This is a genomic window from Burkholderia sp. Bp9090, assembly GCF_003857985.1.
Taxonomy (GTDB): Bacteria; Pseudomonadota; Gammaproteobacteria; order Burkholderiales; family Burkholderiaceae; genus Burkholderia.
Window position 1 is genome coordinate 1 of record NZ_QTPV01000045.1, and the last position, 12037, is coordinate 12037.

Sequence of the window (12037 nt, forward strand, 5' to 3'; positions counted from 1 at the left end):
GTCGAGAAGATCTTCGAAGTGGTGCGCGAGATCTCGAAGGAGGGCATCACGGTGCTGCTGGTCGAGCAGAACGCGCGGCTCGCGCTGCAGGCGGCCGACCGCGGCTACGTGATGGATTCCGGCACGGTCACGATGGAAGGCGACGCCAAGCAGATGCTCGACGATCCGAAGGTGCGGGCTGCGTATCTGGGTGAGTAAATGAGCGGGCCCGGCGCGGCGGCGGATGCCGGCGTGCCGCGCAAGGGCTTTCGAAAGGCTGTCACGGGATACCGTGACAGCCTTTTTTTCGTGCGGCGCGCCCGGCGGCGAACTGCGCACGCGGATGCGACTCCATGCATTCGACCGTGACGCCGACCATGCGGTGCGGGACACGGTAGCACGAACGCCGTCCGCTACCTGCCGTCCACCAACCGTCACGCAGGCTGCGTAGCATGGTCGGTTCATCGGGACACGGAGAGCACCCATGAGTCTGGATTACGGTTTCGTGAAGGCGAAGGTGACGTCGGTGGCGCAGCTGAAAGGCTCGCCACACGGCAGCGAGATCCAGTATCACATCCACCTGACGCTCGCATTGCCGTCCGGCGACTGGGACGTCGCGATCAACGTCGGCACCAACGACGCGGACGACCTGCTGAACTACAAGCTCGTCTACGATTTCCATCATCCGGTCACGGCGACGCTCGCGGCCGCGGCCGAAGGCTATACCGATCTCACCGGGCAAACCGCGCTGCCGGCGCTCGACTATCTGCGCAGCGACATCCTGAACGAGACGGGCGCATGGCGTGCCAGCGCGGTGATGGACGGCACCGAGAACGCGGAGCCGATCCCGTCGCTGCTGCGACTCGTCAATGCCGCGCAGTCGCAGGGGCTCGACGTCGTCGTGTTCGGCCGCACGTATAGGGAGGGCAACGGCATCCACGACACGCACATGAACCAGGGTTCGACAGGCGCGAACTACCTGCATCGCGCGGGCAACGACCACAACGATCACAACGACGTGTGGCAGGACGGCGCGTTGATCGTGCGCGTGAGCGAGTCGCAGTGGGCCGCGTATTTCGCGGCGTTCGAGCAGCAGGCCGTGCCGACCGACGCGCTCGGCAATCCGCTGCCGGACGCGGGGCCGATCACGCGCTGAACGTGGCGGCTGCCGGCGGCGTCACGCGGCCGGCAGCGTCTTGCCGAACGAGATGCGTTCCTCGACGCGATAGCCGAGCGCCGCATAGAAGCGGCATGCATCGTCGTTGCCGGGCAGCACCTGCAGGTTGATCTTCAGGCAGCCGCGCGCGGCGAGCGCGCGTTCCGCATGCGCGATCAGCGCGCGGCCGATGCCGAGCCGCCGCGCGTCGTTCGACACGCCGAACGAGTAGAGCCAGCCGCGATGTCCGTCGAAACCCGCCATCAGCGTGCCGACGACCCGCGCGCCGCACGTCGCGACGAAGAACAGCTCCGGCTGCGTCGCGAGCTTCAGCTCGATCGAGCGCAGCGGATCGCGGTGCGGCGGCGCGCCGGCTTCGTCGTACTGCGGGAACGCATCGCGCCACACGGCCAGCACGGCATCGGTGTCGGTGCGTTCGAACGGGCGGATCGCGACAGCATCGGCGGCGGCATCCATCGCGGTGGTTTCCTTAGAGCGTGTCGAGGATCGACCGCAGCATCGCCATCATCTGGTCGATTTCCTCGGTCGTGACGTTCAGCGCGGGCATGAAGCGCAGCAGGTTCGGGCGCGCAGCGTTCAGCAGCAGGCCGTCGGGCTGCATGTCGCGGGCCTTCTCGACGATCTGCGGGCCGATGTCCTTGCCGAGCAGCAGCGCGCGCAGCAGGCCTTCGCCGCGTTCGCCCTCGAAGCCGCGTTCCTCCGACAGTTCGAGCAGCCTGCGCTTCAGGTATTCGGCGCGCTCGCGCACGCCTTCGAGGAAGCCGGGCGCGACGAGCTGCGAGATCACCGAATAGCCGACCGCCGTCATCAGCGGGTTGCCGTTGTACGTGCCGCCCTGGTCGCCGGCCTCGAACACCGCGACGTCGGCCTTCGACAGCAGCGCGCCGAGCGGTGCACCGCCGCCGATGCCCTTCGCGAGCGTCATGATGTCCGGCTCGATGCCGGACAGCTCGTACGCGAACAGCGTGCCCGCGCGGCCGCACCCGCTTTGCACTTCGTCGACGATCAGCAGCAGGTCGTGCTGCTTCGTCAGCGCGCGCAGCGCCTGCATGAATTCACGCGTGGCCGGGATCACGCCGCCTTCGCCCTGGATCGGCTCGAGCATCACCGCGACGGTCTTGTCGGTGATCAGCTTCTCGACGGAGTTGATGTCGTTCAGCTCGGCCTTCGGGAAGCCCGGCACCTGCGGTGCGTAGATCGTGTCCCAGCCCGGCTTGCCGCTGGCCGACATCGTCGCGAGCGTGCGGCCGTGGAAGCTGTGGTCGAACGTGATGATCTCGTACGCGCCGTTCTTGAACTTGCGGCCCCACTTGCGCGCGAGCTTGATCGCGCCTTCGTTCGCTTCCGCGCCGCTGTTCGTGAAGAACACCTTGTCGAATACGCTGTGCTGCGTGAGCAGGCCGGCGAGCTTCGCCATCGGTTCGTTGTAGAACGCGGGCGACGGGTTCAGCAGCTTCTCCGCCTGCGTCTTCAGCGCTTCGACGATGCCGTCGTTGCAGTGGCCGAGGCTGTTGACGGCCCAGCCCTGAATGAAGTCCAGATAGCGCTTGCCCGTGTGATCGTAGAGCCACGAACCCTTGCCGTGCGTAAACACGATGTCGGGGCGGTTCGTGATGTACATCAGCGAGTCGATCGGGTAATCGTTCAGGGGCATGGCAGCAGACTCCAGCGGACGTTGAAAGGTAAGCGGGCAATAAAAAAGCCACGGAAGGCCGTGGCTGGTGGGTCGAACAGCTTGTGCGTAACCGGTGAAGCGGAGGAGTAGGTTACGCGCGAGTCCGTGACGAGCCGGCGGCATCCGGGCGGAGCGGCGAGCGGCGACGTCGAAGTGCGGACAGGAAGCGGTTCATGTGCGCAAGCATAAGGCATCCCGCGCCCCACTGTAAACCGCCGCGATGCCACGGATGTGACACGGCGGCGCGCAGCGGGGCGCGCGGGCGCGTCCGGTGCTCAGACCGGATGCGCGAGATCGGCGGCGCTCGTGAACGAGTCCGCGTAGAACTCGTCGGCCGGCAGCGCGTGGTGCTGCGTGAAGTCGCGCTGTGCGGATTCGACCATCACCGGCGCGCCGCATGCGTACACCTGGTGGCCCGACAGATCGGGCAGGTCCTCGATCACCGCGCGATGGACGAAGCCGGTGCGGCCGGTCCACTGGTCGGCGTCGTCCGGCTCGGACAGCACCGGCACGTACTTGAAGTTCGGGATCTCGCGCGCCCATTGCTCGGCGAGCTCGCCGAGGTAGATGTCCTTCTTGCGGCGTGCGCCCCAGTAGAGCGTCATCGGACGCGTGATGCCCCGGTGCTTCACGTGCTCGACGATCGCCTTGATCGGCGCGAAGCCGGTGCCCGATGCGAGCAGCACGATCGGCTTGTCGGAGTCCTCGCGCAGGAAGAACGTGCCGAGCGGGCCTTCGAAGCGCAGGATGTCGCGTTCCTTCATCGCGCCGAACACGTGGTCGGTGAACTTGCCGCCCGGCATGTGGCGGATGTGCAGCTCGATCGGGCCTTCCTCGTGCGGCGCGTTCGCCATCGAGTAGCTGCGTCGCGAGCCGTCCTTCAGGATGAACTCGACGTACTGGCCCGCGAGGTATTGCAGGCGCTCGTTGGCCGGCAGCTGCAGCTTCACGACCATCACGTCGTCGGCGCGGCGCTCGAGCGCGGCGATCCGGCACGGCAGCTTCTTCACCTGCACGCCGTCGACACCGGCGATTTCACGCACGTCGATCTCGAGGTCGCATTGCGCCTTCGAGCAGCACAGCAGCGCGAGGCCGCGCGTGCGCTCGTCGTTGGACAGTGCCGACGCGGCGTGCGGGCCCTGTTCGATCTGGCCCGACACGATCTGGCCCTTGCAGGAGCCGCACGCGCCGTTCTTGCACCCGTACGGCAGATGGACGTTCTGGCGCAGCGCCGCCGCCAGCACGGTTTCGTCCGACTCGACCTGGAACTGCCGGCCGCTTTGCTTGAGAGTAACGTTGAATGCCATAGAACCAAATAGAACAAAATGTGGGGACCGTGCATATCGCGCACGGCAGCTACAATGCAAACCCGTTGCGCGCCGCGCAACGGTGGCTACTGATTTCGCAACCAACATGATCGCGACTCGAATCCTGCGCCGGCCGCGCGTCCTGATCGTCGGCTGCGGCGACGTCGGCCTGCGCTGCGTCGCGCAATGGCGCGATGCGCGCCGCAACCTGCGCATCGTCGCGCTGACGAGCCATCCGGGCCGCCGCGACGAACTGCGCGCGGCAGGCGCGACGCCGCTCGTCGGCGACCTCGATCGCCGGGCGACGCTCGGACGTATCGCGGGCCTCGCCCGCACGATCCTGCATCTCGCGCCGCCGCAATCCGACGGCCGCGACGATCGCCGCACCCGTGCGCTGATCGCCGCATTGTCCGTGCCTGCGCGGCGGCCGTCCGCACCGGCGGTGTCGTCGGTCGGCCGGCTCCGCACGCTGCGCGCCGCGACCCGACAGGCCGGCGTGCCGGTGCGGGAAGCGCGTATTGTACCCGACGCCCTTCGCGCGCCGACGCTCGTCTACGCCAGCACGACGGGCGTCTACGGCGACTGCGGCGGCGCCCGAATCGACGAAACGCAGCCGCTGCGCCCCGCGAATCCGCGCGCGTTCCGGCGCGTCTCGGCCGAGCGTCAGCTGCGGGCGGCGACGGTGCGCGGCGTGCTGTCCGCGCGCATCGTGCGCATTCCCGGCATCTACGCGGCGAACCGGTTGCCGCTCGCGCGGCTCGAGCGCGGCACGCCGGCACTCGACGCGGCCGACGACGTCTACACGAACCACATCCACGCCGACGATCTCGCGGCGATCCTGCGTCGTGCGGCCGTGCGGGGCAAGCCGGCGCGCGCCGTGCACGCGTCGGACGACAGCGAACTGCGGATGGGAGAGTATTTCGACCGGGTCGCGCAGGTGTTCGGCCTGCCGCCGCCGCCGCGGATCAGCCGCGCGGACGCCGAGCAGCAACTCGAGCCGGCGCTCCTGTCGTTCATGCGCGAGTCGCGGCGCCTGTCCAATGCGCGGCTCAAGGCCGAATTGTGCGTGACGTTGCGCTATCCGACCGTAGACGAATTCCTTCAAACGCTCGCGCCGGGCGGCGCGTCAGGTCAGCGCCGGTAACGCCTCGATCAGCAGGAAGCACAACAGCGCGCCGATCAGCGCGCCGATCAGGTTCGGATGGTATTTGTGCTTCATGTGCATCATGGCCAGCAGCGCGCCGATCACGATGGCACCCACGACCGCGAACGCGATCGTCACGTACGACAGTTCGAAAGAATGGTTGAAGTTCATGATGTCTCCCCTGCATTGCTGCTCGTACAGCTTGTGATTTCAGTATAGCGGGGGATCGGGCGGCCGCGACGCGGCCCGACATCGAACGATCGTGCGGATTTTCCCTTACAGGGTTTTGACGGGATTGCGCAGGGCTGAAAGGTCGTCTTCCCCGAGCCAGCGCCACGCGCCCGGCGCCAGGTCGTCCGGCAGCCTGAACCCTCCGATGCTTTCGCGGTGCAGCGCCTCGACGCGATTGCTCGCGGCCGCGACCATGCGTTTCACCTGATGATATTTGCCTTCGAGGACGGTCAGCGCGAGCGCGTGCGTGTCGCGCGCGTCGGCGGCGACCGCCGCGATCGGCTTCGGCTCGCCGTGGAGCTGCACGCCGGCGCGCAGTGCGTCCAGCTGGGCGTCGTCGAGCGGGTGGCGCACGGTGGCGACGTAGGTTTTCGGCACCTTGCGCTTCGGCGACGTGTACGCGTGCACGAACTGGCCGTCGTCGGACAGCAGCAGCAGGCCCGTCGTGTCCTGGTCGAGGCGGCCGACGCACTGCACGCCGCGTGCGACGAGCGGCGCGGGCAGCAGGCTGAACACGCTCGCGTGGTGTTGCGGCTCGCGCGAACACTCGTAGCCGGCCGGCTTGTTGAGCGCGAGATACGCGCGGGCGTGGAACGGCCACGCGGTGTCGTCGACCGTGAACACGAGGCCGTCGGTGTCGAACGACGCGTCGGGGTCGGTCGCGCTCGCGCCCGCGACGGTGACGCGGCCCGTTTCGATCAGGCCGCGGCACTGGCGGCGCGAGCCGAAGCCCTGCGTGTAGAGAATGCTTTCGAGATCCATAGCGCGCGCATTCTATCAAGCCACGCGCCGGCACCGGCACGAACCCGCCCGCGCTGGTAAGCTGCCGGAGCGCCGCGCCGCACGTTTGTTCTTCACGGAAAGTGGACGTCGCATGCAAGGGGCGTACGGCTTCAGCGTGAAGTCGCGCCACGACGGCGGCACGCCCGTACCCGGGCTATCGCCGTCTCCATCCGACACGGAGTTCGCCGCATGAATCCGACGACGCTCGATGCACTCGCCGATTTCCCCCGTCAGCTCGAAGCCCATTTCGCCGCCGTGCCGGACGGCTACGCGCGCTGGACCCCCGACGACTGGAGCGGGATCCCGAGCGAGCATTTCTCGCCGCTCGGGCAGCTCTGCCACGTGCGCGACATCGAAATCGACGGCTACCACGTGCGGCTGCGGCGGATGCTCGACGAAGATCACCCACTGCTCGTGTCGGTCGACGGCGATGCGCTCGCGCTCGAGCGCCGCTACGACGCCGCGTACGCGTCCGACGTGCTCGCGGCGATTCGCGACGCGCGGCGCGAGACGCTCAACCTCGTGTCGCGCCTCACGCCCGGGCAGTTTGCGCGCACCGGCGAGTTCGAAGGCTACGGCGCGCTGACCGTGCGCGGTCTCGTCCATTACCTGTGCAGCCACGACCAGCAGCATCTGGCCGGCATGCAGTGGCTGCTTGGCAAGATCGACGCCGCGCTGTACGCGCGCTGAACCGTACGGCCCGGCGGCCGTGCATCGTGTCGCGTCGAGCGGATTTCGTCGCGTTCGTCGGTGGGGCAGCCCACCGTTCCGGATGCCTGATTGGATCGTTTTTCTGGATAATTCATCCAGCCGTGCCCGGCTGACCGGCACGTCGCGCGTGCCTACACTCCTAGCTTCATTCAACGCAAACAGGAGTCAACCGTGGCTACTCATACGCTCGCAGACAAGGTCGTCCTGATCGCAGGCGGCGCCAAGAATCTCGGCGGGCTGATCGCCCGGGACCTGGCCGGCCACGGCGCGAAGGCGGTGGCGATTCACTACAACAGCGCGGCATCGCAGGCGCAGGCCGAAGAGACGGCCGCTGCCGTGCGCGCGGCCGGCGCGGAAGCCGCGACGTTCCAGGCCGACCTGACGACGGCCGCCGCGGTCGAGAAGCTGTTCGGCGATGCGAAGCAGCGCTTCGGCAAGATCGACATCGCGATCAATACCGTCGGCAAGGTGCTGAAGAAGCCGTTCACCGAAATCACCGAGGCCGAGTACGACGAGATGTTCGCGGTGAACAGCAAGTCGGCGTTCTTCTTCATCAAGGAAGCGGGGCGGCACCTCGAGGATCACGGCAAGCTCGTCACGCTCGTGACGTCGCTGCTCGGCGCGTTCACGCCGTTCTATGCGGCCTACGAAGGATCGAAGGCGCCGGTCGAGCACTTCACGCGCGCGGCGTCGAAGGAGTACGGCGCGCGCGGCATCTCGGTGACGGCGGTCGGGCCCGGCCCGATGGATACGCCGTTCTTCTACCCGGCCGAAGGCGCCGACGCGGTCGCGTATCACAAGACGGCCGCCGCGCTGTCGCCGTTCAGCAAGACGGGCCTCACCGACATCGAGGACGTCGTGCCGTTCATCCGTCATCTCGTGACCGACGGCTGGTGGATCACCGGGCAGACGATCCTGATCAACGGCGGCTATACGACCAAGTAACCGACGCGGTAACGGGCCGTGCCGGCGGTCGTCGTGTGCGCGGCGACCCGCAATGGACCGTTTGCATGGACAATGGACGGGCGCGCGGACACAACGCCGCGCGCCCGTTTCATCTGTGCCGCCGGAATCGGCCGCGACGCGCGGCGCCTGCCGGCCGCGGTCGTCCGAACCCACGTTCTCTGCCTGCCGATGGACAAGCTGGATCAGGTCAGAATCTTCCTTCAGGTTGCCGAGATGGGCAGCTTCATCAAGGCCGCCCACGCGCTCGACGTGCCGCGCGCGACCGTGTCGGCCGCCGTCCAGCAGCTCGAGACCGCGCTCGGCACGCGCCTGTTGCACCGTACGACGCGGCAGGTCCAGCTGACTGCGGACGGCGCGCTGCTGCTGGAGCGTGGCCGGCGCCTGCTCGCGGAAGCCGACGAGCTCGACCGGCTGTTCCGGCGTCGCGATCGCGACGTGATCGGGCGGCTGAACGTCGATGCGCCGAGCCGCATCGCGCGCCGCGTGATCGCCCCCGCGCTGCCGTCGCTGTTTCGCCGCTACCCGAAGCTGCAACTGTCGCTCGGCTCGACCGACCGCTCGATCGATCTCGTGCAGGAGGGTGTCGACTGCGCGATCCGGGTCGGGCGGCTCGCGGACAGCAGCCTCGTCGTGCGGCCGCTCGGGCAGTTCGCGCTGATCAACTGCGCGAGCCCCGACTACCTGCGCGAATGCGGCGTGCCCGAGCATCCCGATGCGCTTGCGCACGGGCACTGGGCGATCGGCTATGCGTCGCCGACGACCGGCCGCGAGCTCGGCTGGGAATACTGCGCGGACGGCGGGCGGCATACGCTGACGCTGCCGAGCCGCGTGATCGTCAACAACGCTGAAACCTATATCGCGAGCTGCATCGCAGGCATGGGGCTGATCCAGATTCCGCGCTTCGACGTCGTGCATCTGCTCGACAGCGGGGCGCTGGTCGAGGTGATGCCCGGCCATCGGGCCGCGCCGATGGACGTGTCGGCCGTATATCCGCATCGGCGGCACCGGTCGAGGCGGCTCAACGCATTCGTCGAATGGTTCGGGGCGTTGATGGCGGATGCATTGAACGACACGGGCGCGGCCGGCAGCGGCGACTGAAAGCGGCGTCGTGGCCGCAACTGCGGGCCGCCCGCCATTCGCCGGCCGGTGACGCCGATCGATCGGCGTCGGTGCGACGCGGCATGCGCGGGTATGTCCGGCACGTGCGGCCATCGCGTCGCGTGCACTCAGGCGGCGAACTGCCGCGTGCGCCCGGTCGTCCGCACCGCGTCGATCAGCGCGGCGCAGGCGCCGTCGGGCTTCGACGCGAACGCGTAAAAGCACGCGGCCGGCAACGCCGGCAGGCCGTCATTCGCCCCGCACGTGCGCAGGCCGTCGCGCAACTGGCTGCGTGCGAGCGCCGTGACCGCGAAGCCGGCGAGCGCGGCCGATATGCAGCCGGCCATGCTGGCGCTTTCGAACAGCACGCGAAAGGGCCGCAGCGCGGCCGCGAGCGAGGACACCGCGGCTTCCCGGTACACGCACGGCTCCGGAAACAGCGCGAGCGGCACTTCGCCTTCGGTGTCGATTGCCATATCCGACGCGAACGCCCATACCAGTGGTTCTTCCCACAGCAGTTCGCCCGGCGCGTCGACCTGCCTGCATTGCTTGCCGAACACGACGTCGAGCCGGCCCAGCGTCTGCTCGCGCAGCAGCGCCGCGGTGATCCCGACCTTCAGTTCGATCGACGTGCGCGGATGGCTGTCGCGAAACGTGCGCAGCACTTGCGGCAGCCATGCGCCCGCGAAATCCTCCGACGCGCCGACCCGCAATCGCGCGTGCGCCGGCGCGCCGCGCAGCCTCGCGCGCACTTCGCGCTCCATGTCGACGATGTTGCGCGCGTACGCGTACAGCGTGTCGCCGGCCGGCGTGAGCGCGATGCGGCGCGTCGTGCGCGCGAGCAGCACCGTGCCGGCCGCCTGCTCGAGCCGCTTGATGTGGCCGCTGACCGCGGACGGCGTCAGCGCGAGGCGCTCCGCGGCCGGCGCGAAGCCGTGGCTGTCGACGACTTCGAGGAAGGTACGCAACAGCGCGATGTCGAGCGCGGTCGACGCGGGATCGGTCAGCGGTTCCATCGGTTGATTCACCACGATACTTGAAGAATTAGTCATGATACGCCGCGAATCGTGATGAGAGACGGGCCTACCATCGGGCATTCAGGCTGACCAACCGGAGTGCACATGACCGCTTACCGCTATGCGACGACCGCGTCGCTCGAACTCGCCTATCTCGAATGGAACCCGCGCGGCGAACGCGTGGCCGTGCTGCTGCACGGCTGGCCGGACAGCCCGGTCGGCTGGGAGGCCGTGGCTCGAACGCTGGCCGCACGCGGCTACCGCGTGCTCGCGCCCGCGCTGCGCGGTTTCGCGCCGACCCGCTTTCGCGATCCCGCGACGCCGCGCAGCGGCCGGCTCGCGGCGCTTGGCCGCGACTTGCTCGAATTCATCGACGCGCTCGGCATCGAGCGGCCCGTGCTGGTCGGGCACGACTGGGGTGCGCGCGCGGTTGCGAACGCGTGCGGGTTGCGCGACGGCGCGGCCTCGCATCTGGTGATGCTGTCGGTGGGATACGGCACGAACGACCCGGCCCAGCCGTTGTCGCTGCCGCAGGCGCGCAACTACTGGTACCACTGGTTCCTGGCGACGCCGCGCGGGGAGCAGGCGCTGCGCGACGATCGCCGGGCGTTCGCGCGCCTGATGTGGGATACGTGGTCGCCGGCCGGCTGGTACGACGCCCGCGACTTCGACGCGGCCGCGACTGCCTTCGACGGCCCGGACTGGATCGACGTGGTGCTGCACTCGTACCGTTATCGCTGGGGATTCGTCGACGGCGGGGCCGCGTATGCGGAAGACGACGCGCAACTGACACCCGCACCGGTGCTGTCGGTGCCGACGCTCGTGCTGCACGGCGGCGCGGACGCCTGCAACGGGCCCGAGACTTCGGCCGGGCGCGAGCGGTTCTTCACCGGCCGCTACGAGCGCGTCGTGCTGGACGGCGTCGGGCATTTTCCGCAGCGCGAGGCGCCGGCGGCCGTTGCCGACGCGATTCTGCGGTTCTGCGAGCGCGGTTGACGGGCCGGCCGGCGCGGCGCGCAAACGGCGCTCAACCGCCGACCCGGGGCGCGAGCAGATCGGCGAGCCCGATATTCCTGAACATTTCGCGGCGGATTCGATCGCCGATGCGGAACACTTCCTCCGCGCCGTCCTGCGACGGATCGACGAATACGCGGTAGGGGCGCTTGCCGGGCTGCGCCGCGACGAGCTCGACAATCGCCGTCGCGACGGCGCCGGCGTCGGCGTCCGCCGGTTCAAGCGCGGCGAGGCCGCTCAACGCCTGATCGGCGACGCCCGCGTACGGCCCGCTGTCGTAGGCAGCCTGCACGGCGGTATCGGCCGGCTTGCCCGCATGGAGGAAGTGATTCGTGCCGCGGGTGAACGCGCCCGGCACGACGATCGATGTTTCGATACCCCAGCGGGCGAGTTCGGCGGCGTAGGACACCGCGAGCGAGTCCATCGCGGCTTTCGCGGCGAAGTAAGGGGCAAGGAATGGCGGGGTGCCGCCGCGCGCCGACGACGACGAAACCCACACGAGCAGACCGCGGCCCTGACGGCGCAGGTGCGGCAGCGCCGCGCGGTTGACGCGCTGGGTCGACACGACGTTGACGTCGTAGAGCTGCGTGAGCTGCTCGGGCGTGAATGCTTCGGCCGGCCCGAACGCCATGTGGCCGGCGTTGTGAATGACGACGTCCAGACGATCGTTGTCGGCGATCACGCGGTCGATTGCTGCGCCGACCGATGCGTCGTCGCCGACGTCGAGTTCGAGGCTGCGCAGGTCGACGCCGTGTTCCTGCGCATAGGCAGCGATGGCGGCGACGCGCGGCGCATTGCGCCCGGCGCTCTCGCGCATCGATGCATAGACCGTGTGACCGGCGCGGGCGAGCGCCTGGGCCGTCAGCAAGCCGAAGCCGCTGGACGCGCCGGTGACGAGGACAACTTGCTTCATGAGCGATCTCCTGGAGGAAAGCG

13 protein-coding genes and 1 pseudogene are annotated in these 12037 nt (G+C 68.7%); 7 read left to right on the top strand and 7 right to left on the bottom strand.

Translation table 11 applies throughout. The annotated features are described in order from the left end of the window. Both DIE16_RS29565 and DIE16_RS29570 read left to right on the top strand, forming a co-directional pair. Positions 1 to 198 (top strand): annotated as a pseudogene (locus DIE16_RS29565) (ABC transporter ATP-binding protein); the annotation flags it as partial. Between the two features lie 265 nt (positions 199 to 463). Further along, a complete protein-coding gene (locus DIE16_RS29570; protein ID WP_124521516.1) occupies positions 464 to 1135 on the top strand; it encodes a DUF2278 family protein in 672 nt (223 codons plus the stop codon). A 21-nt stretch (positions 1136 to 1156) separates the two neighbouring features. On the opposite strand, the gene DIE16_RS29575 is transcribed toward DIE16_RS29570, so the two are convergent. The 3 genes from DIE16_RS29575 to DIE16_RS29585 form a co-directional block, all read right to left on the bottom strand. Further along, on the bottom strand, positions 1157 to 1612 hold the full coding sequence (locus tag DIE16_RS29575; RefSeq protein WP_124521518.1) for a GNAT family acetyltransferase: 456 nt from the start codon (positions 1610 to 1612) through the stop codon (positions 1157 to 1159). A gap of 13 nt (positions 1613 to 1625) precedes the next feature. Next, positions 1626 to 2810 (bottom strand): acetylornithine transaminase, encoded by a 1185-nt coding sequence (locus tag DIE16_RS29580; RefSeq protein WP_044845607.1) that lies wholly within the window; start codon positions 2808 to 2810, stop codon positions 1626 to 1628. A gap of 296 nt (positions 2811 to 3106) precedes the next feature. Next, positions 3107 to 4138: a CDP-6-deoxy-delta-3,4-glucoseen reductase gene (locus DIE16_RS29585; RefSeq protein WP_044845608.1), complete on the bottom strand. Its 1032-nt coding sequence runs from the start codon at positions 4136 to 4138 to the stop codon at positions 3107 to 3109. A gap of 106 nt (positions 4139 to 4244) precedes the next feature. On the opposite strand from DIE16_RS29585, the gene DIE16_RS29590 reads away from it, so the two are divergent. Beyond that, positions 4245 to 5282 carry an NAD-dependent epimerase/dehydratase family protein gene (locus DIE16_RS29590; RefSeq protein ID WP_124893943.1) on the top strand — a complete coding sequence of 346 codons (1038 nt, stop codon included), beginning with the start codon at positions 4245 to 4247 and terminating at the stop codon, positions 5280 to 5282. Here the strand turns inward: DIE16_RS29590 and DIE16_RS29595 are convergent. Then, a complete protein-coding gene (locus DIE16_RS29595) occupies positions 5265 to 5453 on the bottom strand; it encodes a hypothetical protein (protein ID WP_044845610.1) in 189 nt (62 codons plus the stop codon). The genes DIE16_RS29590 and DIE16_RS29595 overlap by 18 nt on opposite strands. 105 nt (positions 5454 to 5558) lie before the next feature. Beyond that, entirely contained in the window at positions 5559 to 6275 is a 717-nt protein-coding gene (locus DIE16_RS29600) for a pseudouridine synthase (protein WP_124572192.1), read from the bottom strand. 210 nt (positions 6276 to 6485) lie between these two features. Between DIE16_RS29600 and DIE16_RS29605 the strand changes: the two genes are divergently transcribed. From DIE16_RS29605 to DIE16_RS29615, 3 genes are all read left to right on the top strand, one after another. Next, positions 6486 to 6986, top strand: a complete 501-nt coding sequence (locus DIE16_RS29605) for a DinB family protein (RefSeq protein WP_124893944.1) — start codon at positions 6486 to 6488, stop codon at positions 6984 to 6986. Positions 6987 to 7178: 192 nt separating this feature from the next. Beyond that, positions 7179 to 7952 carry an SDR family oxidoreductase gene (locus tag DIE16_RS29610; RefSeq protein WP_044845613.1) on the top strand — a complete coding sequence of 258 codons (774 nt, stop codon included), beginning with the start codon at positions 7179 to 7181 and terminating at the stop codon, positions 7950 to 7952. 189 nt (positions 7953 to 8141) lie between these two features. Next, positions 8142 to 9071, top strand: a complete 930-nt coding sequence (locus DIE16_RS29615; RefSeq protein WP_124488483.1) for a LysR family transcriptional regulator — start codon at positions 8142 to 8144, stop codon at positions 9069 to 9071. Between the two features lie 128 nt (positions 9072 to 9199). Here DIE16_RS29615 and DIE16_RS29620 read toward each other — a convergent pair whose 3' ends face one another. After that, entirely contained in the window at positions 9200 to 10087 is an 888-nt protein-coding gene (locus tag DIE16_RS29620) for a LysR family transcriptional regulator (RefSeq protein WP_124893945.1), read from the bottom strand. 105 nt (positions 10088 to 10192) lie between these two features. Between DIE16_RS29620 and DIE16_RS29625 the strand changes: the two genes are divergently transcribed. Further along, positions 10193 to 11083: an alpha/beta fold hydrolase gene (locus DIE16_RS29625; protein WP_124893946.1), complete on the top strand. Its 891-nt coding sequence runs from the start codon at positions 10193 to 10195 to the stop codon at positions 11081 to 11083. 31 nt (positions 11084 to 11114) lie between these two features. Here DIE16_RS29625 and DIE16_RS29630 read toward each other — a convergent pair whose 3' ends face one another. Beyond that, positions 11115 to 12014 (bottom strand): SDR family oxidoreductase, encoded by a 900-nt coding sequence (locus DIE16_RS29630; protein WP_124488480.1) that lies wholly within the window; start codon positions 12012 to 12014, stop codon positions 11115 to 11117. Positions 12015 to 12037: the final 23 nt, after the last annotated feature.

Bases quoted from the DNA above. Each gene is read 5' to 3' on its own strand.
- DIE16_RS29570 (WP_124521516.1), top strand. From the start codon at position 464: ATGAGTCTGGATTACGGTTTCGTGAAGGCGAAGGTGACGTCGGTGGCG.
- DIE16_RS29575 (WP_124521518.1), bottom strand. From the start codon at position 1,612: ATGGATGCCGCCGCCGATGCTGTCGCGATCCGCCCGTTCGAACGCACC.
- DIE16_RS29580 (WP_044845607.1), bottom strand. From the start codon at position 2,810: ATGCCCCTGAACGATTACCCGATCGACTCGCTGATGTACATCACGAAC.
- DIE16_RS29585 (WP_044845608.1), bottom strand. From the start codon at position 4,138: ATGGCATTCAACGTTACTCTCAAGCAAAGCGGCCGGCAGTTCCAGGTC.
- DIE16_RS29590 (WP_124893943.1), top strand. From the start codon at position 4,245: ATGATCGCGACTCGAATCCTGCGCCGGCCGCGCGTCCTGATCGTCGGC.
- DIE16_RS29595 (WP_044845610.1), bottom strand. From the start codon at position 5,453: ATGAACTTCAACCATTCTTTCGAACTGTCGTACGTGACGATCGCGTTC.
- DIE16_RS29600 (WP_124572192.1), bottom strand. From the start codon at position 6,275: ATGGATCTCGAAAGCATTCTCTACACGCAGGGCTTCGGCTCGCGCCGC.
- DIE16_RS29605 (WP_124893944.1), top strand. From the start codon at position 6,486: ATGAATCCGACGACGCTCGATGCACTCGCCGATTTCCCCCGTCAGCTC.
- DIE16_RS29615 (WP_124488483.1), top strand. From the start codon at position 8,142: ATGGACAAGCTGGATCAGGTCAGAATCTTCCTTCAGGTTGCCGAGATG.
- DIE16_RS29620 (WP_124893945.1), bottom strand. From the start codon at position 10,087: ATGGAACCGCTGACCGATCCCGCGTCGACCGCGCTCGACATCGCGCTG.
- DIE16_RS29625 (WP_124893946.1), top strand. From the start codon at position 10,193: ATGACCGCTTACCGCTATGCGACGACCGCGTCGCTCGAACTCGCCTAT.
- DIE16_RS29630 (WP_124488480.1), bottom strand. From the start codon at position 12,014: ATGAAGCAAGTTGTCCTCGTCACCGGCGCGTCCAGCGGCTTCGGCTTG.